General features: G+C 71.9%; 18 protein-coding genes. 11 read left to right on the top strand and 7 right to left on the bottom strand.

Going from position 1 to position 24,692, the window contains the following annotated elements; translation table 11 throughout:
- The first annotated feature begins 251 nt into the window (after positions 1–251).
- Positions 252–1,412: a S1 family peptidase gene (locus tag ACIBAG_RS31200; protein WP_399109614.1), complete on the top strand. Its 1,161-nt coding sequence runs from the start codon at positions 252–254 to the stop codon at positions 1,410–1,412.
- Positions 1,413–1,518: 106 nt separating this feature from the next.
- Entirely contained in the window at positions 1,519–1,848 is a 330-nt protein-coding gene (locus ACIBAG_RS31195; protein WP_399109612.1) for an antibiotic biosynthesis monooxygenase family protein, read from the top strand.
- 67 nt (positions 1,849–1,915) lie between these two features.
- Here ACIBAG_RS31195 and ACIBAG_RS31190 read toward each other — a convergent pair whose 3' ends face one another.
- Together ACIBAG_RS31190 and ACIBAG_RS31185 are read right to left on the bottom strand one after the other, a co-directional pair.
- The gene (locus ACIBAG_RS31190; RefSeq protein ID WP_399109610.1) at positions 1,916–2,740 is read right to left on the bottom strand and encodes a DUF817 domain-containing protein; all 825 of its coding nucleotides are present in this window, start codon (positions 2,738–2,740) and stop codon (positions 1,916–1,918) included.
- A gap of 54 nt (positions 2,741–2,794) precedes the next feature.
- Positions 2,795–3,244 (bottom strand): hypothetical protein, encoded by a 450-nt coding sequence (locus ACIBAG_RS31185; RefSeq protein ID WP_399109608.1) that lies wholly within the window; start codon positions 3,242–3,244, stop codon positions 2,795–2,797.
- A 189-nt stretch (positions 3,245–3,433) separates the two neighbouring features.
- On the opposite strand from ACIBAG_RS31185, the gene ACIBAG_RS31180 reads away from it, so the two are divergent.
- Positions 3,434–4,360 carry a GNAT family N-acetyltransferase gene (locus ACIBAG_RS31180; protein WP_399109606.1) on the top strand — a complete coding sequence of 309 codons (927 nt, stop codon included), beginning with the start codon at positions 3,434–3,436 and terminating at the stop codon, positions 4,358–4,360.
- Between the two features lie 92 nt (positions 4,361–4,452).
- On the opposite strand, the gene ACIBAG_RS31175 is transcribed toward ACIBAG_RS31180, so the two are convergent.
- Positions 4,453–4,890 (bottom strand): hypothetical protein, encoded by a 438-nt coding sequence (locus ACIBAG_RS31175; protein ID WP_399109845.1) that lies wholly within the window; start codon positions 4,888–4,890, stop codon positions 4,453–4,455.
- 280 nt (positions 4,891–5,170) lie between these two features.
- On the opposite strand from ACIBAG_RS31175, the gene ACIBAG_RS31170 reads away from it, so the two are divergent.
- Positions 5,171–6,985 (top strand): ABC transporter ATP-binding protein, encoded by a 1,815-nt coding sequence (locus tag ACIBAG_RS31170; RefSeq protein ID WP_399109604.1) that lies wholly within the window; start codon positions 5,171–5,173, stop codon positions 6,983–6,985.
- Between the two features lie 91 nt (positions 6,986–7,076).
- Here the strand turns inward: ACIBAG_RS31170 and ACIBAG_RS31165 are convergent, their stop codons facing one another.
- Together ACIBAG_RS31165 and ACIBAG_RS31160 are read right to left on the bottom strand one after the other, a co-directional pair.
- Positions 7,077–8,102: a substrate-binding domain-containing protein gene (locus tag ACIBAG_RS31165; RefSeq protein ID WP_399109844.1), complete on the bottom strand. Its 1,026-nt coding sequence runs from the start codon at positions 8,100–8,102 to the stop codon at positions 7,077–7,079.
- Between the two features lie 56 nt (positions 8,103–8,158).
- Positions 8,159–10,684, bottom strand: coding sequence for a SpoIIE family protein phosphatase (locus ACIBAG_RS31160; RefSeq protein ID WP_399109602.1), 2,526 nt, complete (start codon positions 10,682–10,684; stop codon positions 8,159–8,161).
- Positions 10,685–11,001: 317 nt separating this feature from the next.
- Here ACIBAG_RS31160 and ACIBAG_RS31155 point away from each other — a divergent pair, with 317 nt between their 5' ends.
- The 3 genes from ACIBAG_RS31155 to ACIBAG_RS31145 are packed head-to-tail and all read left to right on the top strand — an operon-like array spanning position 11,002 to position 14,188.
- On the top strand, positions 11,002–12,090 hold the full coding sequence (locus ACIBAG_RS31155) for a substrate-binding domain-containing protein (RefSeq protein ID WP_399109601.1): 1,089 nt from the start codon (positions 11,002–11,004) through the stop codon (positions 12,088–12,090).
- A gap of 38 nt (positions 12,091–12,128) precedes the next feature.
- Positions 12,129–12,911, top strand: coding sequence for an ATP-binding cassette domain-containing protein (locus ACIBAG_RS31150; RefSeq protein ID WP_399109599.1), 783 nt, complete (start codon positions 12,129–12,131; stop codon positions 12,909–12,911).
- Complete coding sequence (locus tag ACIBAG_RS31145; protein WP_399109597.1) at positions 12,905–14,188, top strand: sugar ABC transporter permease; 1,284 nt, start codon at positions 12,905–12,907, stop codon at positions 14,186–14,188. The genes ACIBAG_RS31150 and ACIBAG_RS31145 overlap by 7 nt, the downstream gene beginning before the upstream one ends.
- A 110-nt stretch (positions 14,189–14,298) precedes the next feature.
- On the opposite strand, the gene ACIBAG_RS31140 is transcribed toward ACIBAG_RS31145, so the two are convergent.
- Both ACIBAG_RS31140 and ACIBAG_RS31135 read right to left on the bottom strand, forming a co-directional pair.
- Positions 14,299–14,550, bottom strand: coding sequence for a hypothetical protein (locus tag ACIBAG_RS31140; protein WP_399109595.1), 252 nt, complete (start codon positions 14,548–14,550; stop codon positions 14,299–14,301).
- A 59-nt stretch (positions 14,551–14,609) separates the two neighbouring features.
- Entirely contained in the window at positions 14,610–16,292 is a 1,683-nt protein-coding gene (locus tag ACIBAG_RS31135) for a hypothetical protein (protein ID WP_399109593.1), read from the bottom strand.
- Positions 16,293–16,605: 313 nt separating this feature from the next.
- Here ACIBAG_RS31135 and ACIBAG_RS31130 point away from each other — a divergent pair, with 313 nt between their 5' ends.
- From ACIBAG_RS31130 to ACIBAG_RS31115, 4 genes are all read left to right on the top strand, one after another.
- A complete protein-coding gene (locus ACIBAG_RS31130; protein ID WP_399109591.1) occupies positions 16,606–19,131 on the top strand; it encodes a SpoIIE family protein phosphatase in 2,526 nt (841 codons plus the stop codon).
- Positions 19,132–19,316: 185 nt separating this feature from the next.
- A complete protein-coding gene (locus ACIBAG_RS31125; RefSeq protein WP_399109589.1) occupies positions 19,317–22,094 on the top strand; it encodes a SpoIIE family protein phosphatase in 2,778 nt (925 codons plus the stop codon).
- 142 nt (positions 22,095–22,236) lie between these two features.
- Positions 22,237–23,055 carry a chitosanase gene (locus tag ACIBAG_RS31120; RefSeq protein ID WP_399109587.1) on the top strand — a complete coding sequence of 273 codons (819 nt, stop codon included), beginning with the start codon at positions 22,237–22,239 and terminating at the stop codon, positions 23,053–23,055.
- A gap of 205 nt (positions 23,056–23,260) precedes the next feature.
- The gene (locus ACIBAG_RS31115) at positions 23,261–24,625 is read left to right on the top strand and encodes an FAD-dependent oxidoreductase (protein ID WP_399109585.1); all 1,365 of its coding nucleotides are present in this window, start codon (positions 23,261–23,263) and stop codon (positions 24,623–24,625) included.
- The last annotated feature ends 67 nt before the right edge of the window (positions 24,626–24,692 follow it).

Raw genomic sequence — 24,692 nt, 5'->3', positions numbered from 1 at the left:
GGGCGGGCGGCGAGGGGAGTCGGCGGACAGCGGTCAGGGTAAGCCGCAGGCGGAACTCGCCGAACGCCGGCCTGACTTGCCGGACCACGGAATCGCCACGTGCCTTCCACTTGGGCATCCCCCAACGTTCCCCGCATTGGTATGGACCTGACAGGCCGAGCTGGCTAAGCTCTGCCCGACCCTGAATGAGAGCGCTCTCAGCCTGTGGTTGTTCCACCCCCACCTTGCTGGAACGACGAAGGGCAACTCCCTTGAGACGCATCAGACTCACCTACGCGGGCCTCGCGGTGCTCCTCCTGCTCGGCGGCTGGACCGCGAGCGGCACCGGGTCCGCCTCGGCGAACGACACCGTCGAGGCGGCCGAGGCCGGACCCGCCTCCACCGGACTGCTGCAGGCGATGCAGCGGGACCTCGGCCTGTCGAAGCGCCAGGCCGAGGCGCGACTGGCCGCGGAACGCACCGCCATGGACCTCGCGGCGAAGGCGCGCGAGGCCGCCGGGTCCGCCTTCGGCGGGTCCTGGTTCGACGCCGAGAGCGAGCGGCTCACCGTCGCCGTCACCTCCGACGCCCCGCCCGCGACGGTGCGGAAGATCCGGGCCACCGGAGCGACGGTGCGCACCGTCGCGCACAGCGAACGAGAACTCGACGCGGCCAAGGCCCGCATCGACCGCATCCCCGCACCCTCGGGCGTCAGCAGCTGGCACGTCGATCCGGTGGCCGGCACGGTCGTCGTGAACGTCGTACGCGACAGGCAGGCCGACAACGATGTCCGGCGCTTCCTCTCCCGCGCCCGGGCGGCCGGCCCCGTCACCGTCGAGACGGTGGCCGCGGCTCCGCGCACCTTCGCGGCGGGAACGGTCGGCGGCGATCCGTACTACACGGGCAACGTCCGCTGCTCCATAGGCTTCTCGGTGCACGGCGGCTTCGTCACCGCGGGCCACTGCGGGCAGCCGGGGGCCGGGGTGAGGGGCTGGGACGGCAGCCACATCGGCTCCTTCCAGGGCTCCTCGTTCCCCGGCGACGACTACGCCTGGGTGAGCGTCGGCAGCGGCTGGTGGACCGTGCCGGTGGTCCTGGGCTGGGGCACCGTCCCGGACCGGCTCGTGCGCGGCTCGGCCGAGGCGCCCGTCGGCACCTCCATATGCCGCTCCGGCTCCACGACGCACTGGCACTGCGGGACGGTGCTGGCCAGGAACGAGACGGTCAACTACAGCCAGGGCGCGGTGCACCAGATGACCAAGACCAGTGTCTGCGCCGAACCCGGCGACTCGGGGGGCTCCTTCATCAGCGGTGACCAGGCGCAGGGGGTCACCTCGGGCGGCTGGGGCAACTGCTCCGGCGGCGGGGAGACCTGGTTCCAGCCCGTCAACGAGATCCTCAACCGTTACGGGCTGACCCTGCACACGGCCTGACACCACGGTGCCCCCGGTGCCGGGGGCGCCGCTCCCGGCCCGCCATCGGGGCGGTGCGAGCCGAGTCGCTGTCCGGCTGCCTGAGGACGTGCGGCAGGATGAGGCCATGAGCGTAGTCAAGATCAACGTACTGACCGTCCCCGCCGAGCAGCGCGAGACGCTCGAGAAGCGGTTCGCCTCGCGTGCGCACGCCGTGGAGAACTCCGACGGTTTCGAGTGGTTCGAGCTCCTGCGCCCCGTCGAGGGCACCGACACCTACCTCGTGTACACGCGCTGGCGTGACGAGGAGTCCTTCCAGGCCTGGATGGAGGGCCCGATGAAGGCGGCCCACCAGGGCGGTGGCGCGGAGGCGGGCGAGCGCCCCAAGCCGGCGGCCAGCGGGTCCACGCTGTGGTCCTTCGAGGTCGTGCAGCAGGCGGGGCCGACGAGCAAGTAGCGGTCCACCGGCCGGGGCTGACCACGGTCTTCCCGGCCGGTCTGCCTCATCATGCGGGCAGGCGCGTTCAGGACCCTCCCGGCATCGAGTCACCCGCGCCGTCGGTCTCGGGGCGGCGGCGCGCACGGGTCACCGCCGCCAGGACGAAGGTCACGCTGATCAGCAGGGACCAGGCGCCGAACTTGTCCACTCCCACGGGCTCCCAGCCGTGGAGTTGGTAGGGGTAGCGCCAGGCACCCACGTAGGTGGCGAGGTTCTCGGCGACCCAGAGGAAGAAGCCGATCAGGACGAACGACAGCGCCAGCGGCATCCGGCGGCGTACGCCACGGACCGTGAAACGCACCGAGGTGCCCGCCGTGACGGCCAGGAGCAGGCCGGCCAGGAGCCAGCGCACGTCGGGCAGCCAGTGGTGGCTGAAGAAGTTGACGTAGACGGCCGCGGCCACGACGGCTGTCGCCCGAGGCCGGTAGCGGACCAGCTCCAGGTCGAACAGGTGCCAGGCGCGGCAGACGTAGCTGCCGACGGCCGCGTAGAGGAACCCTCCGTAGAGCGGGACGCCCGCGAACTTCAGTACGGCGGGCTCCGGGTAGCTCCACGAACCGAGGGACACCTTCACCAGCTCGAAGGCCAGGCCGATGACATGGCAGACGCCGATGACGGCGATGTCCCGGCCGTTCTCCCAGCCGCGCACCCAGAACAGGACGGTGAGCAGCACGCCGTACACGACGAGCAGGTCGTAGCGGGCCACGGGCAGGCCGGGCAGCAGGGTGGACGCGGCCACGCCGGAGAGCAGGGCGATGGCGAAGGCGCAGGACCGGGTCTGGGTCCAGGCGAAGTCGAGCAGCTGGCGGACCGAGGAGGCCAAGGGGGCGGTGTTGATTGTGGTGAGCATGATGTTCTCAAGGACGGCCCCTCGGCCTGCTCGGTTGCCGCCGGCTCGGGCTCGTCAGTACCAGCCCGTGGTCGTCAGGGCGTGCCCGTCGCACGCCAGCAGCGCCCGCGAGACACGACCGTCGAGGTTGTTGCCGATCTTCGTGTAGGCGTAGTTGATGCCCGCGTCGACGGTCTCCGAGACCCAGCCGTCGGCGCGTCCCGCCCCGGAGTTCGAGCGCTCCAGCACCGCGGCGCAGTTGGCGCGGGAGTTCTCGATGCGGGCGAAGGAGCCGCACTTGGCGGAGTAGAAGTACTTCAGCGACATCCCCGCGGCGGTCTTGGTCGGCCCGACCTGACGGAAGGTCCCGGCGCAGCCGCCGACCGTGGGGTACTGCCCTTCGTAGGCGTAGGCGCCGTAGTTGCCGCCCTGGTGCGGTGCGGCGTGCGCGGTGAGCGGAGTGAGCGCCAGCAGCGCGGCGGCGCCTCCTGTGGCCAGCAGGGTCTGGATCGGTCGGCGGCGCATGGGAGCCCTCTCTTCGTGGGTCGGTGTGTCCTGACGTCAGGACGGTAGGTGCCGCGCCGCGGGGGCGGTACCTGAGAAGTCCCAGGGTCCGGGTGACCTCACGTCAGAGCCTGGTGATGTCATCCCTGAAGGGATCGCCGCCATGGATATCCCGTTGCGGCCGTCCTCCTCGCCCCGGACCCTGAGCCCATGCCCTACGTCTTTCGCCCCGCCGGCCTCGGCGACGCGGCCGCCATCACCGGACTGCTCAACGACATAGACCGGTTGGAGATCGGCCGGCCCGAGACCGACCAGCACACCGTCGAGTCCGATCTGAAGCGGTCCGACGTCACGCTGGAGCGCGACTCCTGGCTGGCCTTCGACGGCGACCGGCTGGTGGCCTACGGCCTGCTGTGGGACGAGTCGGGCGGTGAGCGCGTCGACATCGACCACTATGTGCTGCCCGACCATCAGCGGGCCGGAGAGATCCTGCTGGACGCGATGGAGGACCGAGCCCTGGAGAAGGCCCGTGCGAACGGTGCCGCGCGGGCGGTGGTGCATCTGCATCTCAACACCGAGCCGACGCTCGACACGGCGCTGATCGAACGGCGGGGCTGGTACGTCGTACGTCGGTATCACGTGCTGCACCGGCTTCTGGACACGGCCGAGGACCTCGTGCCGCAGGCCCCGCCCGGCGTACGGCTGCGGCCGTGCGCCGGCGAGGAGGATCGTGCGCGGGTGCACGCGCTGTATCAGTCGAGCTTCGCGCAGCACTTCGACTTCCAGCCGCGCACCTACGACCAGTGGCTGGAGGACGTCGACGCCGATGTGCTCGACTGGTCCCTGGTGTGGATCGTCGGCACCGAGGAACTGGGGGACGCCGGGTTTCTGATCGCCCGCGACGACCGTGAGGCGATGGGCTGGATCCGGAGCATCGGCGTGCTGCGCGAAGCCCGTGGCCAGGGTCTCGGCAGCCTGCTGCTGCGGCACGCCTTCGGCGCCTTCGCCGCGCGCGGACGGGAGACGGTGGGACTCGGTGTGGACACCGCCAACGCCACGGGGGCTCCCGCCCTGTACGCACGGCACGGCCTGACGGTCCATTTCGCCGTCGACACCTGGGAGGCGGTCCTGAAGTGACCGACGGCTTCCACGGCGACGGCACCGCCGTACGGCCGAGTCGGCCCGACTGCCCGCGGGGAAAGCCTTCCGGCGAGTGACTCGCCCCGGTCTCAGGCGGCGGCCGCCCGCTCGTCGGCGTCGGTGCGGGCCCCGCGCTGCTTCTCGTGGTGGAGAGCCGCGGCCGTGACCAGGGCGCCGGGGCCCTCCCACAGACCCACGCCGACGAAGCCGGAGCGGGCGCGGCCGGCGAGCACCCGCAGGGGGAAGACCGTACAGGTCAACAGGCGGAAGGGCGCGGTCCAGCGGAAGGATGCCTTCCAGTCGGAGAGGGCGGCCAGCACGGAGTACGCCCCCATGTTGAGTGCCGCCATGCAGGACGCGGTCAGGAAGACCGGTGTGTGATCTCCCTCCGCGCGCCGGACGTCCCCTACACGGGTGAAGCCCATGACGGTGAGGAGGGCGTCCGGGGCGAGCAGTCCGACCACGCCCATGGTGGCCGCGAGGATGCCGAACACGGCCATGGTCCAGCCGGACGGGGAGCGGGGCATGAGTCGCACCAAGTCCTCCGTGTGCCTGGGGAGTTGGGGCTGTGGTGTCCCTGCATACCGTGCGGGTCCGGTGCGGTGAGGACCATGCTGCGAGGCCGGTTCGCGGGACCGTGCCGACGGCCTGCCGAGGGCCGATTCCCGACCGGAAAACCCTTGGACCGCGCGGTCGCCGTCGCGGGACACTTCCGCACTCGAACCCGAACTCACAACGGCCGTCGCCGGCGATGACCCCTGCCCGCGTGCCGCGTGGCAGGCTGCCGCAGAACACCACAGGGTTGGGATGGAAACGCCTCAATCACGCAAGGTCCAGCCGAGCAAACGCTCGGTACTACTCGCACTTCGCTACTACGGACGGGAGTTGGCCCGGCTCCGCCGGCTGACCGCACCCACGATGCTGCTCTCGGCGCTGGGCAACATCGGAATCAACTACATCGCACCGCTGATCGTCGCCAAGCTCGTGGGTGACATCGCCGACGACAAGGACGTCACCGTCGGCTCGGCGCTGCCGTACGTCCTCGGCTTCGTCGGTGTCCTGCTGTTCGCCGAGACACTGTGGCGGATCGCCCTGCACTGTCTGAACCGCCTCGACGCCCTCGGCATCGAGCACCTGTACGTGATCGGGATGGACGAGCTGTTCGCCAAGGACGCCGCGTTCTTCCACGACAACTTCGCCGGGTCGCTGACCAAGCGCGTCCTGAGCTTCGCCACCCGCTTCGAGCAGTTCGTCGACACGCTGACGTTCCAGATCGTGGGCAGCTTCGTGCCGCTGACATTCGGTGCGGTGGTGCTGTGGCGCTACGAACCGCTGCTCGTGGTCGGGCTGCTGGTGATGGTCGCCGTGACGGCCGTGTGCGTGGTGCCCCTGATCCGGCGCCGCCAGGCACTCGTCGACGAGCGGGAGGAGGCGATCGCCCGGGTGTCGGGCCATGTCGCCGACAGCCTGATGAACATGGACACGGTGCGGGCGTTCGCCGCCGAGGGGCGGGAGGCGGCCGAGCACCGCGCCCGCGTCGCTGCGTCGCGGCGGCTCACCCTGCGGTCGTGGGACTACGGCAATCTGCGCATCGACACGCTGGTCGCGCCGATGTCGGTGCTGACCAACGCGCTGGGGCTGCTGCTCGCCGTCACGCTCGGCGGGGGCGCGCACGGCGTGGAGGCGATCGTGGTGGCCTTCACCTACTACTCCAACGCGACCCGGATCATGTTCGAGTTCAACCAGATCTACCGCCGGCTGGAGAGCTCGATGACGGAGGCGGCGCAGTTCACCGAGTTGCTGCTGACGCCGCCGACGGTGCTCGACCCGCCGTCGCCGGAGCCGCTGGTGCGCGGGGCCGCCGATGTCCGCTTCGAGCGGGTGGCCTTCACGCACGCCGGTGGCCGGCCTCTGTTCGAGGGGCTCGATCTGGAGGTGGCCGCCGGGTCGAAGATCGGCCTGGTGGGCCGGTCCGGTGGCGGCAAGACCACGCTCACCCGGCTGCTGCTGCGGATGACGGACGTCGACTCCGGCCGGATCCTGGTCGGCGGTCAGGACATCAGCCGGCTGCGCCAGGCCGACCTGCGCAGCCTGATGGCCTATGTGCCGCAGGACCCGGCGATGTTCCACCGCACCCTGCGGGACAACATCGCGTTCGCCCGGCCGGACGCCACCGAGGCCGAGATCCGCCGTGCGGCGGAGGCGGCGCACGTCACGGAGTTCGCCGACGCGCTGCCGTACGGCTTCGACACCATGGTGGGCGAGCGCGGCGTCAAGCTGTCCGGCGGTCAGCGTCAACGGGTCGCTCTCGCCCGGGCGATCCTGCGCGACGCACCGATCCTGCTGCTGGACGAGGCGACCAGCGCGCTGGACTCGGAGAGCGAGATCCTCGTCCAGGAGGCGCTGTGGCGGCTCATGGACGGGCGGACGGCGCTCGTGGTGGCGCACCGGCTGAGCACGGTCGCCACCATGGACCGGCTGGTCGTCCTGGACCGCGGACGGATCGTCGAGCAGGGCAGCCACGACGAGTTGCTCGCGGCGGAGGGCGCCTACGCGAAGCTGTGGCAGCACCAGTCGGGCGGCTTCCTCGACGACAGTCCCGCGCCGGCCGAGCTCCCCTGAGCCGGAGCCGGCCCCGAAGAGGGCGGGTGTCGGATGCGCTCCGCCGCCCGCCCGCCGCTTCGGACGCCGGCCGGTCCGGCTCCGGGGCCCCTCAGGGGGAGAGTCCGGCCTCGGAGCAGGCGGGACGGAGCTTGGGGACGCAGATCTGCTCGATGCTGTACACGCCGTCCTTGACGAGTGTCTCCTCGATGTTGCCGACCGTGACCGTTCTCGGTGTGAGCAGTACGGCCGGGATGTCCTCGGTGGTGGCGCTGTCCAGCAGCTCCGTGGCCGTGTCCCGGACGTCCTCGCCCCGCCCCAGGGCGACGGCCATGTCGGCGGCTGCGGCGGCTTCCGCGTTGAACGGCTTGTACACCGTCATGTACTGCTCGCCCTTGATGATGCGCTGAACGGCGTCGAGGTCGGCGTCCTGGCCGGTGACGGGGGGAAGCTTCCTGACGCCGGCCGTCTTGAGCGCGGAAATGGCTCCCGCGGCGATGGAGTCGTTCGCCGCCAGGACGCCGCCGATCCGGTCCGCGCCCAGGGCCGCGATGGCGGCGGACATGTTGGCGTGGGCGTTGTCGGTGCTCCAGGCCACGGTGTCGTAGGACCTGGCGATCTTCAACTTGCCCGTGATGACGGACAGTGCCCCCGCGCGGAACCACCTGGCGTTGGCGCTGGTCGGGTCGCCGTTCATCATGACGATGCTTCCGCTGCCGCCCATCGCCTCCAGCAGCGCCTCGCCCTGGAGTCTGCCGACCTGCGCGCCGTCGAAACTGACGTAGCCCGAGATCGGTCCCTCGGCGAGCCGGTCGTAGGCGACGACCGAGACATCCGCCCGGCGTGCCTCCTGGACCGAGGAGCGCATCGCCTTGCTGTCGGCGGGGTCGAGGATCAGGACGCTGGCCCCCTTGGTGATCATGGAGGTCATCTGTTGCCGTTGCCGGTCCACGTCGCCCCCGGCGTTGGCGTACACCACGGTGCAGCGCGGGCACAGTTCCTTCAGGCGCTGCTCGATCAGCGGCTTGTCCCACTTCTCCCAGCGTGGAGTCACTCGGTTCGGGAGCAGCAGACCGACCGTGAACCTGTCCGTGCCCGCCTCGTCCTCTCCCCCGCAGGCAGCCAGGGACAGCGTCATGAGTGCGGCGACGAGCGCCGCGACGACGTGCCGGGTACGGGACTGGGCGCGGGTTCTCACGGCAGGCCCCCCAGGTCCGTTCGGGGCACCGAGTCCGCGCCGGCCGGCACGGGTCGGGGCACGCGGATCTCGCTCCACACCTGCTTGCCGCCCGCCACCGGCACCGAGCCGAAGGACTCCGACATCGCCTCGACCAGCAGCAGGCCCCGGCCACCGGTCGACTCCCAGTCCACGATCACCGGTTTGGCGGGGGCGCGCGGCGAGGAGTCGGTCACGCTCACGCGCACCAGGTCCCCGCGCAGGATCAGGTCGAGGCGCACCGAACCCTGTGTGTGGATCAGGGCGTTGGTGACCAGTTCGGACACGACCAGCAGCACGCCGTCGGCCGCTTGCGCGACCTTCCAGCGGCGCAGGGTGCGCGCGGTGAAGCGGCGGGCGTGCATGACGGCGTCGGGCAGCCGCCACACCTCCCAGCCGGCCCGGATCGGCCGGGCCGTCATGCCGTCGTAGCGCAGCAGCAGCAGCGCGACGTCGTCCTCGCGGCGGCCCTCGTCGCCGAGCAGGTCGTCGGCCATCCGGCCCGGGTCCGCCGGGTCGGCCGTGGCGAGCGCGGCGCGTGTCCGGTCCATGCCCTCGTCGAGGGGCAGGTCGGCGGCCTCGACGAGGCCGTCGGTGACCAGGGCGAGCACCGTGCCCGGGGTCAGCGCCACCGCGGTCATGGGGAACTCCGCCTCGGCGAGCACGCCCAGCGGCAGCCCTCCCTCGACCTGCACCTCCTCGGTGGTGCCGTCGGGGTGGCGGACCAGCGGGGAGAGGTGCCCGGCCCGTACGAACAGCGCGTTGCCCTCCTCCATGTCCAGTTCGACGTAGCAGCAGGTGGCGAAGAGATCCGTCTCCATGCCGACGAGCAGCCGGTTGGCGTGCGAGACGACCACGTCCGGCGGGTGGCCCTCCACCGCGTACGCCCGGACCGCGGTGCGCATCTGGCCCATGATCGTCGCGGCTCCCGCGCTGTGTCCCTGCACGTCTCCGATGACCAGGGCCACCCGGTCCTCGGAGATGACGATGACGTCGTACCAGTCGCCGCCGACCTGCAGTCCGCGCCGAGCGGGCAGATAGCGGGCGACGGCCGTCCCGCCGGGGAGTTCGGGCAGGCGCCGGGGCAGCAGGCTGCGCTGGAGCAGCGTGGCGAGCTCCTGCTCGGCGTCGTACGCGTGCGCCCGCTCCAGGGCCTGCCCGACCAGCGCGGCCGTCGCGGTCAGCACGGACCGTTCCTCGGTCGGGAACTCGTGCGGCTGGTCCCAGCCGACCAGGCATACGCCGACGACGGCGCCCTTGGCGGGCAGCGGCAGGACGGCGAGGCCGCCGGCGCCGATCCCCGCGAGGCCCGGTTCGAGGGACGTACCGGCGGGCCACAGATCCATCCGGCCGTCCCGCAGAGCCAGTTGCAGGGTGGGCAGGGCGCGGACCGGGGCGTCGGGCCATTCCGAGCGCCACTGGGAACGCCAGATCTCGGGCCAGGCGGCGGGCTGCGGCGGGTCGAGCACGATGACCACCAGGCGGTCCTCGCGCAGCTCGGCGAGCGCCACCCGGTCGGCGGCCAGCGGTTCGCGCAGTGCGGTGACCACCACGCGGCCGACGTCCTGGACCGTGGTGGCGTCGTCGAGTGCGGCGGTCAGCCACTGGATCCGGGACACGTCGTCGGCGCTGCGGCGCTGCACCGAGGTCGCCGTCACCACACCCAGGACCTGCTGCGGCCGGTCGTCGGCGCTCGCCGCCATCCGGCACCGCAGACTCAGCCAGCGCACCTCGCCGGTGGGGTGGCGGACCCGGAACTCCAGCTCCCGCCGGGCGGACTCGGCGGTGGCCGGCTCCAGGACCGACATCAGCGCGTGCATGTCCTCCGGGAGGGCGTTGGCGAGCAGGGTGTCCGCCTTGCCGTCGAAGTCGGCCGGGGTGATGCCGACCAGTTCGAGCAGGGTCTCGTCCGCGTCGATCACGCCCGTGTCCGGCACCAGGACGAAGGAGCCGACACGCAGCGCGCGCAGCGCGAGGACCAGCAGGCCCGGCGATCCGGGTCGGTCGGGCCCGGTCCGGAGCAGGTCGGCGACCGCGCAGGCGTACCGCTCCAGGAGGCGGCGCTGCTCGGCGTCGAATCCGTCGGCCGGTGTCCCCACGACGACGAGGCAGCCCAGCCGGCGGCCCTCCGCCGTCAGGGGCAGTGCGCCGAGTGACGCCGTCGGCGGTGTGGGCCCGTGCTCGTAGGCGGCGAGGGCTGCGGCGCTCAGCCACAGCGGCCGGTCGGTACGCAGGGCCCGCGCGGCGGGTGAGTCGCCGGACAGGGGCAGCAGCTGCGGCAGGCCGTACCGGGCCGGCTCCTCTCCCGCGGTCTCGACCAGCCGGAGCTGCTCCTCGTCGGCGCCGGGCACATAGACAGCGACCAGCGCCGCTCCGGCGAACGTCAGGGCCCGCTCCCCCGGGGCGGCCTCGTGCGCCGGAGGCGGTGGACCGGTGCCCGCGGCCCGGGCCTCCGATGCCCGCAGCTGCGAGACGCCGGTCCGGGCCGGGCCGTCATGAGGCATGTCCGCACCTTCCTCCCGCCCCGAGGCCACAGGTGCCGACAGACTGAGATCGGCGCGCTCAGCTACCAGCGTCTCATATACGGACGAAGCAGACAGATCACACCTATCCCCCATCAGTCGGACGCGATGGCGGTCGCGTTCGCAGTTCACAGCGGCCGGTGCCACACTTACGGCATAGTCGTCTTGCCGCTTATGTCATGAAATGTTCCCTGATCTCAGGCGGCATGGCCGTTCGCGATGCTCGGCGCCGGTATCGCGACCGTCCGTCCTTGACGCCCTCCCCACCCCGCGAGGTGAAGGAAAGGGAGGTCCCTCGCATGAAGGCCTGCGTACGGGGGGCGGCCGTCGCGGTGACCGCGGCCGTCACGGCCACCGCGCTCGCGGCCTGCGGGGACAGTGGCGGGAACGACTCCGGCGGAGGGAACGGGCCGAGGATCGGCGTCCTGCTGCCGGACGCCACCACACAGCGCTGGGAGACCAACGACAGGCCGATGCTCGACCGGCGGATCAAGGCGCTCTGCGCCGACTGCGAGGTCGAGCACGCCAATGCCAAGAGCGACGTGGCCATCCAGCAGGCCCAGATGGACTCGATGATCGCCGAGGGAGTGGACGCCATCCTGCTCGTCGCCGTCGACTCCCGGTCGATGCGACCCACCGTCGCCAAGGCGGACGAGGCGGGTATCCCCGTCATCGCCTACGACCGCCTCGCCGAGGGCCCCATCGCGGCCTACGCCTCCTTCGACGGCGAGGAGGTCGGCAGGCTCCAGGGCAGGGCGCTGCTGCAGGCCATGGGCGGCGGGTCGGCCGACGACCGGATCGTCATGATGAACGGCGATCCCACCGACCCCAACGCGGTGTCGTTCAAGAAGGGCGCCCTGTCCGAGCTCGAGGGCAAGGTCGAGATCGCCAAGGAGTACGACACCCGCCAGTGGCGGACCGAGGTCGCCCACATGAACATGTCCGGCGCGATATCGGCCCTCGGCGCCGACAACATCGACGGGGTCTACGCCGCCAACGACGGACTCGCGGCCGGCAGCATCGCCGCCCTCAAGGCCAACAAGGTGGAGCCGCTGCCCCCGATCACCGGACAGGACGCGGAACTCGGAGCCGTGCAGCGGATCGTGGCCGGCGAGCAGTACATGACCGTGTACAAGCCCTTCGGGCCCGAGGCCTCCGCCGGGGCAGCACTGGCCGTGGCCGCGGCCCGCGGCGAGAGCCTCGACCGGGTCGCCCAGGACACCGTGCGTACGAGTACGGGGAGTACGGTTCCGGCCGTCCTGCTCACCCCGGTGTCCGTGACCGTCGAGACGATCGAGAACACCTTGGTGAAGGACGGTGTGTACACGATCCAGCAGATCTGCACCCCGCAGCTCGACGCCGCCTGCGCCAGGGCCGGACTCACCTGACCGGGCGGTTCCTCCGCCGGACCGGTCGTGGGAAGGAGATGGTGTCCGTGGCGAGTCCCCCCTTGCTGGCGCTGCGCGGCGTGTGCAAGCGCTTCGGGGTCGTCGAGGTCCTGACCGACATCGAGCTGGAGATCCGCGCCGGGCAGGTCGTCGCGCTGCTGGGTGACAACGGGGCCGGCAAGTCGACCCTGGTCAAGGTGATCTCCGGAGTCGCCCCGGCGGACAAGGGCGTCATCGAGTGGGAGGGCCGGCCGGTCCAGATCCGGCGCCCGCACGACGCCCGCAACCTGGGCATCGCCACCGTCTACCAGGACCTCGCGCTGTGCGGGAATCTCGACGTGGTGGGCAATCTCTTCCTCGGCCGGGAGATCCGCAGGTTCGGATTCCTCGACGAGGTCGAGATGGAGCGTCGCACCAGTCAGCTGCTGGAGCGCCTGACCAGGGGGATTCCCGATCTGCGCGCCCCCGTCGTCTCCCTGTCCAGCGGCCAGCGGCAGACGGTCGCCATCGCCCGCTCGCTCCTCGGCGACCCGCGAGTGCTCCTGCTGGACGAACCGACCGCCGCGCTCGGCTTCGAGCAGACCAGCGAGGTTCTGGATCTCGTGGACCAACTGCGCGACCACGGCCTGGGGGTGCTGCTCATCAGCCACAACATGGGCGATGTGAAGGCCCTCGCGGACCGGGCCGCCGTGCTGCGGCTCGGCCGCAACAACGGCTTCTTCGACGTGAACACCGCGCCGCAGGAACAGATCATCGCTTCCATCACCGGCGCCACGGAGAACGTGCCACGCCGGATGGCCCACCGGGAGGCAGGGTGGTGAAAGGGACGCACAGCGAGGCCGACGACAGCCGGGCCGCAGCCTCCCGGCCCACCGCGCCGACCCACCGCCCGGGGCGGACGGCGGGCCTCTCCCAGGTCCTCGAAACCGGGGTCACGGTCCTGCGGCGCAAGCTGAGCGCCGGCGAGCTGGGCTCGCTCCCGGTCGTCCTGGTCCTCGCCGCCGTCTGGATCACCTTCCAGTCCCTCAACGACAGCTTCCTGTCACCGCGGAACCTGTCCAATCTCAGCGTGGACATCGTGGGTACGGGGCTGATCGCGGTCGGCATCGTCTTCGTGCTGCTGATCGGTGAGCTGGACCTGTCGGTCGGCTCGGTCAGCGGCCTCGCCGCCGCCGTCTTCGCCGTGCTGAATGTGAACAACGGCGTGCCGGAATGGCTCGCACTCATCCTCGCGGTGCTCACCGGCACCGTCGCGGGGACCGTCCAGGGCTACTCCGTCGCCAAGACCCGGGTGCCCGCCTTCGTCGTCACCCTGGCGGGCCTGCTCACCTTCAACGGCCTCATGCTCTACATCCTGGGGACCAGCGGCACGGTCAACCTCGACGAGAACGGGCTCGTCGCCCGGCTGACAAGCCATTACTTCACCAACGACGCCGCCGCGTACGCCCTGGCGGCGGTCGGCACGGGACTGGTGTTCCTGGTGTCCCGGCAGGACCGGCGGCGGCGCATGGCGGTCGGGATGCCGCACCGCACGTTCCGGGGGATCGTCGTGCGTACGGCGGTCCTGGCGGCGGTGGCGTTCACCGCCGCATACCTGCTCAACCGGTTCCAGGGGCTGCCGCTCGCCCTGCTGATCTTCCTCGTGGTGGTGGCCGGCCTCGACATCGTGCTGCGCCGCACGCACTACGGCCGCCAGGTCTATGCGCTCGGCGGCAGCATCGAGGCGGCCCGCCGCGCCAGCCTCAATGTGACCGGCGTGCAGACCGCCGTGCTCGCCGTGTCCGGCACCATGGCCGCGCTCGGCGGACTCTTCCTGGCCTCGCGCATCACCTCGGTGTCCCAGGGCGCGGGCTCGGGCCTGCTGCTGCTCAACGCCATCGCGGCGGCCGTCATCGGCGGCACCAGCCTCTTCGGCGGACGCGGTACGACCTGGTCCGCGGTGCTGGGCATGCTGGTCATCCAGTCCATCGCCTCCGGCATGGTGATCACGGACACGCCCACCGCGGTCCAGTTCATGATCACCGGCGGGGTGCTCTTCGCCGCCGTGGTCATCGACGCCCTGGCACGACGGTCGCAGGAGGCGCATGGGCGGGCGTGAGACGGGCGGCCGGCCGACGGAGGTGCTGCCGAGCCCGCACCGGCCGCAGTCGGTCACATTCGGCCGAGGCGAGCGCGGGGAGGCCGCCGTAGCGCGCCCCATGGGGCCCGTCATGTCGTCGTCAACGGCAGCTCCGCGAACGTGTGCCGCTCCCAGGAGCGGCGTGAGGCGTCCTGCGGGTACGCGGCGACCGTGGGGGCGGTGTCGAGGAGCCGGACGAGGCGGCGGTCGGTGTCGTAGGCGGGCCGGCCCGGGTCGCCGGTGCGGGCGAACGCTGTCCACGCCGAACGGATACGGGCCGAGAGCGCTTCGACGGCGAGATGCTGCCCACGACGCTGGGGGAGGCCCTCGCACATGGTCATTGCGACGTGATGTTCGCCCTTCGAACAGACGCGCCCCGGCCCGCCCACACCCGGGTCCCTCAGTTGTCGCAGCAACCGTCCTGCGCGGCCGCGCCCTGGTGGGTTTCGAGCCGGCAGAAGCAGGACGCCTCGATCGGTACGTCCGCCAGGGCGGCGGCGAGCTGCAGTTGCCGGGCGACGATCTGCGCCTCGCCGGTCCTGCCGAGGCGCGTCAGGCACTCGTGGAGGCCGTGCAGGGACCAGACGTTGTTGGGATGCTGCTGGGCGCGCGGAAGCGTGCCGTCGAGGCCGAGGTCGGCGCGGTAGACCGCCTCGGCCTCCTCGATGCGCCCCTGTTCGAGGAGCAGCGCGCCGTAGGCGTGCCGGGTGGGCTGCATCCAGCCCCAGGGTTCGTCGTAGGGGAGGTTGTCGTCGAGCTCGATGGAGCGTTCCAGCGCGGCGAAGGCGGCGGCGTGGTCGCCCTTGCGGTACTCGAGTTCGCCGTCGAGCATCGCCGAGGCGATCGCGAGGATGTCGGCGCCGGTGTTGTTGAAGAGCATGCGGGTCTCGGGCACCCGGGCGACCGCCTCGTGGAAGAGCCGGCGCTCCGTCTCCGCCTCCGGGAGGCGGTGGGTGGCGGAGAGCGCGACACCGCGGGCGTAGTGGAGCATCGCGGTCGTCACGCAGTACAGCTCGGGGTCGGCGGGCAGCGGCAGGTCGAGGATGTCGTCCCAGCGGCCGAAGCGGATCAGGGCATGGAAGCGCATGGCGAGGAAGCTCTCCAGCCAGTCGGCCATCGGCGGGCTCGGCACGCGCAGCAGGTCCTCCGGGATGGACGCCTCGAGCTGCGCCGCGGTCTCGAGGGCGACCCGGGACTGGCCGAGGAACATCGCGCCGTAGATCTTGAAGTGGTAGTTGTGCGAGCGGTACAGGGTGTAGAAGTTCATCGCCCCGGCCCGTTCGTGGTACTTCGCGTCGGCCGCGATCGCCGCGGTGTTGTCCGAGACCACCCGCCGGTAGTCGCCGCAGAGCACCTCCAGGTGCGAGGGCATGTGGAGGAGGTGCCCGGCGTCGGGCACCAGGCCGCGCAGCCGGTCCGCTACGGGCAGCGCCACCTCGGGTGTCGGGGACATCTCCATCAGGTGGATGTACATGTGGACCACGCCCGGGTGGTCGCGCCCCGCGTCGGTGGCCAGGGCACGGTCGAGCACCGCCCTGGCCTCCAGCGTGCGCGCGCCTTCGGCCGGTTCGCCGGTCCTCAGGTCCCACAGCTCCCAGGGAGTGAGGTTCATCAGGGCGTCGGCGTACAGGGTGGCGATGTCCGGGTCGTCGGGGGCGAGCTCGTAGACCGCGCGCATGCTGTCGGCGTACGGGGCGTTCCAGACCGAGCAGTCCTCCACGGCCTTGGCCTGCGGGTAGCGGGCGCGCAGGGCGGCGATCAGCGCCTTCTCGACAGGGGTGGCGGTCGCCGCCTTCGTGTGGGCCAGTTCCACGGCGGCGTGGGTGCGGTCCACGGTGCGCACGAGGTCCCGGTCGTCGAAGAACTCCCAGGGCTTGTTGTAGTTGGGACCCGCCGCGTAGGCGATGCCCCAGTGGGCCATGGCGCAGTCGGGGTCCGCCGCGGCGGCCGCCTCGAAGCAGGCGACGGCCTCCTCGTGATGGAAGGCGTACGTCCATGCCAGCCCACGGTCGAACCAGAGCTGGGCCTGCGGGGAGGAGGTCGTCACGGAGCGGGTGTGGGTGCCGAGGTCGTAGTACTCCATGGCTCTGGTCTCCTGCCTGTGCCGCGCCGGCCGGTCATGTTTCCGAGTCTTCCCGAGAGCGTCCGCCTTGCCGACCCCTGCGGTGCCGGTCGGTGGTGGCGGACCCGCACCCACAACGGGCAGCTCTGCCGGACGGTTTCGGGTTCCCGCGGATCCGGTCGAGGCCGGCGGCGCGGCTCCCCCGGTGCGATGGGCACCGGTTTCACTCGGTTCCCGCACACCCCTGGTCAAGCCGCCCGGGTGCGGGCAAGGTGCGTCGTGGCGCATTCTTGCTGTGTCGCACGCGTGAGGGCGTACGGACGAGGTAGGGCCGATGACTGGGAGCGCCGAAGGCGCAGAGCGGACGCCCGGCAGGCTGGCGGCGCTGCTGATCGATGCCTCGGCGGAGGCGATCAGCGCGGCCGGTGGCTACGCGGGTGGGGTCTACCTGCGCTCGAGCACGCCCGGACTGTTGCGTCTGGCAGTTCTCGAGGGGTTGCCGGGGCCGCTGTTCCGGCCGTGGTGGCGGCTGCACGCCGACCGGCCGTTCCCCGTCGCGGACGCCTACCGGCTCGGCGTCGAGGTGGTGCTGCCGAACGCGACGGAGACGATGCGCCGCTATCCGCAGTTCGCGGCCGGTCTGCCGTTCCAGTTCGGGTCCGTGTACGTGCCCGTGCCGGGCGACTCGACGGTCTTCGGCGTGCTGACCGTGCTGCGCCCCTCGGCGACGGACGCCACCGAGCTGCTGCCCGTGCGCGAGCGCATGGCGCGGCTGGCCGAGGAACTCGGTGCCGCGCTGGAGAAGCTGGCGCACGGGGACACCTCGACGGTGTCCTGGGAGGGCGGGCCGCTGTGTGTCCGCCCACCCGCCGGCCGTGCGCCGTCCGGACGCCTGGGCCGGTTCACCTGGGATCCGGTGACGGGCCGCGTGACGGCGGACGACCGGCTGAACCTGGTACTGGGCCGGGCCGCGGAGGAGTCCGACGGCAGCGCGGAGGCGTTCGCGCGGGCTGTCGCGCCGGGTGACGCGGAGCGGGTCCTGGCGGCGCTGCGGGAGGCGGCCGGCGGCCGGCCACCGGCGCTGCCGCTGTACGCGCGTGCGGCGGACGGTGCGCTGCGGCTGGTGGAGGTCTGGGGGCCGTACGACGACCCGGCGCGCTCCGGGGTCCGGGCGGTGCGGGGTGTCGTCCTGGAGCCGGGGCCGGGCACGGTGGCGGACGCGGCGGCCGATCTGCTGCCCGACGGGGTGTTCTGCCTGGACCGGGTGGGGACGGTCGTCTACGCCAATCCGCGGGCGGCGGCGCTGCTGCGCCGGCCGCGCACCGAGCTGCTGGGGCGGCCGCTGTGGGAGGGCGTGCCGTGGCTGAACCAGCCCGCCGTCGAGGATCATCTGCGCGGCGCGCTGCTGTCGCCGGATCCGGTGCACTTCCACGTCCGCAGACCCTCCGACCCCGGCCGGGAGAGCGCCGCCCGCCCGTTCGGCGGCGACTGGCTCGCCCTGTCCCTCTACCCAGGCCCGGACCTGCTGACCTGCACGCTCCGTCCGGGGCACCGGATGACCGACAGCCCGTCCGGCCCGCCGGAGGCGCTCGGCGTGCCGGAGACGGCCGGCACTCCGTCGCTCGCTCCCCTGTACCGCCCCATCGTCCTCGCCATCGCGCTGACGGAGGCGGTCACGGCGCGTCAGGTGTCCGCAGTGGTGATGCGGGAGCTGCTGCCGGCGTTCGGCGGGCGTCGGCTGGCCATCTACCTGCTGCAGGAGCGGCATCTGTTCCTGGCCTGGGAGGCGGGCTTCCCCAAGGGGTTCCTCGCCCCGTTCGACGGTGTGGGCCTGGAGGAGCGGCTGCCCGGGGTCGAGACGCTGACCAGCGGGCGGCCGCTGTTCTTCGACTCGATGCAGCAGCTCGCCGACGCCTATCCGGGCATCCCGCTGGACGCGACGGAGGGCGCCCGCGCCTTCCTCCCGCTGATCGCCTCCGGGCGCCCCGTCGGCTCCTGCATCCTCGGCTTCGACCGGCCGCGCAGCTTCAGCACCGAGGAGCGCACGGTGCTGACGGCGATGGCGGGACTGATCGCGCACGCCCTGGAGAAGGCGCGGCGCTACGAGAGCGAGGCGGCACTGGCCCGCGGGCTGCAGCAGGCGCTGCTCCCGCGGCGGCTGTCGCAGCACCCGCTGATGGAGACCGCCGGACGCTATCTGCCCGGCACCCAGGGCATGGAGGTGGGCGGGGACTGGTACGACGTCATCACCGCCGGGGACGGGATCGCCCTGGTGATCGGCGATGTGCAGGGGCACGGGGTGCAGGCCGCGGCGACCATGGGCCAGCTGCGCACCGCGGTGCGGGCCTTCGCCGTCGGCGACCTGCCGCCCGACGAGGTGATGAGCGGCACCAACCGTCTGCTCATCGACCTCGACTCGGGCCTGTTCGCGAGCTGCTGCTACATCCGGCTCGATCCCGTGACCGGCATCGCGCGGGCGGCCGTCGCCGGGCACCCGCCGCCGCTGCTGCGCCGCCCGGACGGCCGTACCCACGTCGTCGACCTGTCCGGCGGCGTGGTGCTCGGCGTGGACCCGCAGGCCGACTATCCGGTGGCGGAGCTGCGGATGGAGCCCGGTGCCGTCGTGGCGCTGTACACGGACGGGCTGGTCGAGCGGCCCGGGGTCGACATCGACGACGGCATCAGCGCGCTGCGGGTGGCGCTGGCCAGAGCCGGTGCCCCGGCCGCGCGGGCGGGCGGGCGGGCGCTGGCGGGCGTGGCCGACCGGCTCACCGCGAAGGCCCGGCACACGGCGGACCGCCCCGACGACATCGCGCTGCTCCTCGCCACGCGACGGATCACCCCCCTGCGCCGGAAGTGAGGGCACGCGGACCTTCGCCGTCGACTGGGCGCCCGCTGCCGCGTCCGCCTATCCCCGTGACAGGAGCGGGAGTTGCCCGGATTCGGCGTATCCCTCCCGTGATCGTTCCGTGTCGAGGGAGCGAGTTCTGTCACGGTCCGTGACGTCTCTCGCCTCATGCGGCCCGGCAGTGTAGACATGGGCACATGGTCCGACTATTGGGTCGATCCGGGGCCCGGTCGGCCTCCCGTCCCAGCGATCCGCGCGCCCGCCGAGCCCCCGGCCACGCCCCCGGGGCACCCGAACGGGGAGCGCCGCCCGACGCGTCCGGCGAGGAGCGGCGCAAGGGCCCGTTCTCCGCGCTGCGGTCGACGGTGGGCGGGCTCAGCGTCGCCGGGCAGGTGTTCCTGCTCCAGGTGGTCATCGTGCTGCTGCTGGTCGTCGCCGCGGTGGCGGCTCTGGTGCTGCAGGTGCGGTACGACACCACGCAGGAGGCCCGCAACCGCTCGGTGGCCGTGGCCGAGGCGTTCGCCAACGCGCCGGGCACCCGGGAGGCGCTGGACAGCCCGGACCCCACCGCGGTGCTGCAACCGCGGGCGGAGGCGGCGCGCGAGGCGACGGACGTGGACTTCATCGTCGTCATGAACACCGACGGGACCCGCTACACCCATCCCAAGCCGGACCGGATCGGGAAGAAGTTCGTCGGAACGCTCGCGCCCGCGCTGGCGGGACGTGTCGTGACCGAGGAGATCACCGGCACCATCGGGCCGCTGGTACAGGCCGTGGTTCCCGTCAGGGCACCCGACGGGCAGGTCGTCGGGCTGGTCTCGGCCGGGGTCACGAAGGCGACCGTGGGCGGTACCGCAGACCGGCAGCTCCCCCTCCTGCTGACCGCCGCCGCGGTGGCACTGGCCCTGTCCACCGGCGGCACGGCCCTGGTCAGCAGGCGTCTGCTGCGGCAGACACACGGCCTGGGGCCGCACGAGATGACCCGCATGTACGAGCATCACGACGCCGTCCTGCACGCTGTCCGGGAGGGCGTGATCATCGTCGGCGACGAGGGCAGGCTGCTGCTCGCCAACGACGAGGCGCACCGCCTGCTCGACCTGCCCGAGGACGCCGAGGGACGCCGGGTGGTGGACCTCGGTCTCGCGCCCGACACGGCCGAACTGCTGGACTCCGGCCGGATGGCCACGGACGAGGTGCACCTGGTGGCGGATCGGCTGCTGGCGGTCAACCAGCGCCCGACCCACCTCAGGGGCCGGCCGTCGGGCAGCGTCGCCACGCTGCGCGACTCGACGGAGCTGCGGGCCCTGTCCGGCCGGGCGGAGGAGGCCCGCGAGCGCCTGAACATGCTGTACGACGCCGGGGTGGGCATCGGCACCAGCCTGGACGTCACCCGCACCGCCGAGGAACTGGCCGAGTTGGCGGTGCCGCGGTTCGCGGATTTCGCCACCGTCGACCTGTTCGACGCCGTGCTCGTGGGCGGGCAGCCGGAGGCGGCGACGCGGCTGCGGCGCACGGCGTGCCGGGGGATACGCAAGGGCGCGCCGCTGTACCCGGTGGGCGAGCAGATCCGCTTCGTCGACTCCTCGCCGCAGGCCCGGGCGCTCAGCGGCGCGCGGGCCGTCATCGAGCCGCGGCTGGAGGCGGCGCCGGGTTGGCGGGCCCAGGATCCGGAGCGGTCGGCGCAGGTCGTGGAGTTCGGCATCCACTCGCTCGTGGCGGTGCCGCTCCGGGCGGGCTCCCTGGTGCTGGGGGTGGTCAGCTTCTGGCGCTCGCAGAAGGGCGAGCCGTTCGACGCCGACGAGGTCGCGCTCGCCGAGGAACTGGTCGCCCGGGCCGCGGTGTCCATCGACAACGCCCGCCGGTACACCCGCGAGCACAGCATGGCGGTGACGCTCCAGCGCAGCCTGCTGCCGCGCAGTCTGCCCGAGCAGAACGCCCTGGACATCGCCTACCGGTACCTGCCGGCGCAGGCCGGTGTGGGCGGCGACTGGTTCGACGTACTGCCGCTGTCCGGCGCGCGGGTCGCGCTGGTGGTGGGGGACGTCGTCGGTCACGGGCTGCACGCGGCGGCCACCATGGGCCGGCTGCGTACGGCGGTGCACAACTTCTCCGCGCTCGACCTGCCGCCGGACGAACTGCTCGCGCTCCTGGACGAGCTGGTCGCCCGCATCGACCAGGACGAGGCCCAGGAGGGCGAGAGCGCCCCGGTGACCGGCGCGACCTGTCTGTACGCCGTCTACGACCCGGTGTCGCGGCGGTGCACCGTCGCGCGGGCCGGTCATCCGCCGCCGGCGGTGATACGCCCGGACGGCACGGTCGAGTTCCCCGACGTGCCCGCCGGTCCCCCGCTGGGCCTGGGCGGGCTGCCGTTCGAGGCGGCCGAGCTGGAGCTGGCGGAGGACAGCCGGCTCGTGCTCTACACGGACGGGCTCGTCGAGGACCGGGAGCACGACATCGACGAGGGCCTGGAGCTGCTGCGCGCCGCGCTGACCCGGGCCGGCCGTTCACCGGAGGAGACCTGCCGGGCAGTGCTGGAGGACCGGCTGCCGGCCCGGCCGGGCGACGACATCGCGCTGATCGTGGCACGCACGCGGGCGCTCGGGCCCGCGCAGGTCGCCGAGTGGGACGTCCCTTCCGATCCTGCGGCCGTCGCCCAGGTGCGCTCGTCGGTGACGCGGACGCTGGAGGAGTGGGGGCTGGAGGAGCTGTCGTTCACCACGGAGCTGATGCTCAGCGAGCTGGTGACCAACGCGATCCGGTACGGCGGCGACCCCATCCGCGTACGGATGCTGCGCGACCGCACGCTGATCTGCGAGGTCTTCGACAGCAGCAGCACCTCGCCGCATCTGCGTTACGCGGCCAATACGGACGAGGGCGGGCGCGGCCTGTTCCTGGTCGCGCAGCTCGCCGAGCGCTGGGGGACGCGGTACCTGCCGTCGGGCAAGGTCATCTGGGCGGAGCAGCCGCTGCCGTAGCCGGGCCGGTTCGTAGATAGGTACGAACCTTTGGCGCACCGGTGTCCATCGCGACCCGCTTCTGATAGTAAACCTTCCTATCAGTGTCCTGCCAGCGTTCCTACGGCCAACTCCCCACCCCCCACCACCATTTGGAGCCGCCGTGAAGCACTCCACACACACCTCACGCCGCACCCTCCTCGCGCTGATCGGCGCGTCCCTGGCGTCAGTCCCCCTCATCGACTCCACCCGCGCCGCCGCACTCCGCGCGGCGGTGGGGCTCGACGACCCGGCGAAGAAGGAGATCGCCATGAAGCTGGTGTCGAGCGCGGAGAACTCCTCGCTCGACTGGAAGGCCCAGTACAAGTACATCGAGGACATCGGCGACGGCCGCGGCTACACCGCCGGCATCATCGGCTTCTGCTCCGGCACGGGCGACATGCTCGACCTCGTCGAGTTGTACGCCGACCGCCGCCCGGGCAACATCCTCGCGGCCTACCTGCCGGCGCTGCGCCGGGTGAACGGCACCGACTCGCACGACGGGCTCGACCCGCACTACCCGCGCGACTGGGCCCGGGCCGCGCAGGACCAGGAGTTCCGCCGGGCCCAGGACCACGAACGCGACCGGGTCTACTTCAACCCGGCCGTGCGGCAGGGCAAGACGGACGGGCTGCGGGTGCTGGGCCAGTTCGCCTACTACGACGCCATCGTCATGCACGGCGACGGCACCGACCCCACCAGCTTCCGCAACATCCGAAGGCGCGCCCTGAACCGGGCCCGGCCTCCGGCGCAGGGCGGCGACGAAGTCACCTACCTGCACGCCTTCCTGGACGCGCGGGTGTGGGCGATGAAGCAGGAGGAGGCTCACAGCGACACCAGCCGCGTCGACACGGCCCAGCGGGTGTTCCTGCGCAAGGGCAACCTCGACCTGAACACACCGCTCGACTGGAAGGTGTACGGGGACAGTTACCACCTCGACTGAGCGGCACCCGGCGCCCCGCACAGGCCGGGCGCCGGACCTGCCCGAACCCGCCTCGCACGGGCATGGGAGAGTGGCCCGGCAAGCCTGCGCGGCTCATAAAGTGTCCTTATGAGCTCATAGATCGGACCCGTGTACCGACTTAGGCTTGCCTTAGTTTAGGCTTCCCGACGAGATCGCTTTGTCGCCGCTCGAAGGGAACCTGATCATGCCCCGCCCCCTGCGGGTAGCCATCGTCGGAGCCGGCCCCGCCGGGATCTACGCCGCCGACGCCCTGCTCAAGTCCGACGTGGCCGCCGAACCCGGTGTGTCCATCGACCTCTTCGAGCGCATGCCGGCGCCGTTCGGACTGATCCGGTACGGAGTGGCCCCCGACCACCCCCGCATCAAGGGCATCATCACGGCCCTCCACCAGGTGCTCGACAAGCCGCAGATCCGCCTCTTCGGCAACGTCGACTACCCCAACGACATCAGCCTGGACGACCTGCGCGCGTTCTACGACGCCGTGATCTTCTCGACGGGCGCGATGGCCGACCGCGAACTGCGCATACCCGGCATCGACCTCGACGGCTCCTACGGCGCCGCCGACTTCGTCTCCTGGTACGACGGCCACCCGGACGTGCCGCGCACCTGGCCGCTTCAGGCGGAGAAGGTCGCCGTGCTCGGCGTCGGCAACGTCGCCCTGGACGTGGCCCGCATCCTCGCCAAGACGGCGGACGAGCTGCTGCCGACGGAGATCCCGCCGAACGTCTACGAGGGTCTGAAGGCCAACAAGGCGCTGGAGATCCACGTGTTCGGCCGCCGTGGCCCGGCGCAGGCGAAGTTCTCGCCGATGGAGCTGCGGGAGCTGGACCACTCCCCCAACATCGAGGTCATCGTCGACCCCGAGGACATCGACTACGACGAGGGCTCGATCGAGACCCGGCGCGGCAACAAGCAGGCCGACATGGTCGCCAAGACCCTGGAGAACTGGGCGATCCGCGACGTCGGCAACCGGCCGCACAAGCTGTTCCTGCACTTCTTCGAGTCGCCGTCGGAGATCCTCGGCGAGGACGGCAAGGTCGTCGGCCTGCGCACCGAGCGCACCGCACTGGACGGCACCGGCAACGTCAAGGGCACCGGCGAGTTCAAGGACTGGGACGTCACGGCGATCTACCGCGCCGTCGGCTACCTCTCCGACAAACTCCCCAAGCTGCCCTGGGACATCGAGTCGGGCACGGTCCCGGACGAGGGCGGCCGGGTCATCCAGGAGTCCGGCGAGCACCTGCAGTCGACGTACGTCACCGGCTGGATCCGCCGCGGCCCGGTCGGTCTGATCGGCCACACCAAGGGCGACGCCAACGAGACCGTGTCGAACCTGCTGGACGACTTCGCGAACGGCCGTCTGCAGACGCCGGCTTCGCCGGAGCCGGAGGCCGTGGAGTCGTTCCTCGCCGAGCGCGAGGTCCGCTTCACCACCTGGGAGGGCTGGTACAAGCTCGACGCCGCCGAGAAGGCGCTGGGCGAGCCGCAGGGCCGTGAGCGCGTGAAGATCGTCGAGCGTGAGGACATGCTGCGGGAGAGCGGCGCGTAAGCCGCCGGCGCGGACCGACCGAGAGGGCCGGGGGTTCACACCCCGGCCCTCTCGGCTTTCTCACGTG

Origin of the sequence: Streptomyces sp. NPDC051243 (genome assembly GCF_044455405.1) — a bacterium.
In the GTDB taxonomy this organism is placed as follows: Bacteria; Actinomycetota; Actinomycetes; order Streptomycetales; family Streptomycetaceae; genus Streptomyces.
Note: the sequence above shows the minus strand (reverse complement) of the source record. Positions and strands in the feature narration are given on the sequence as shown.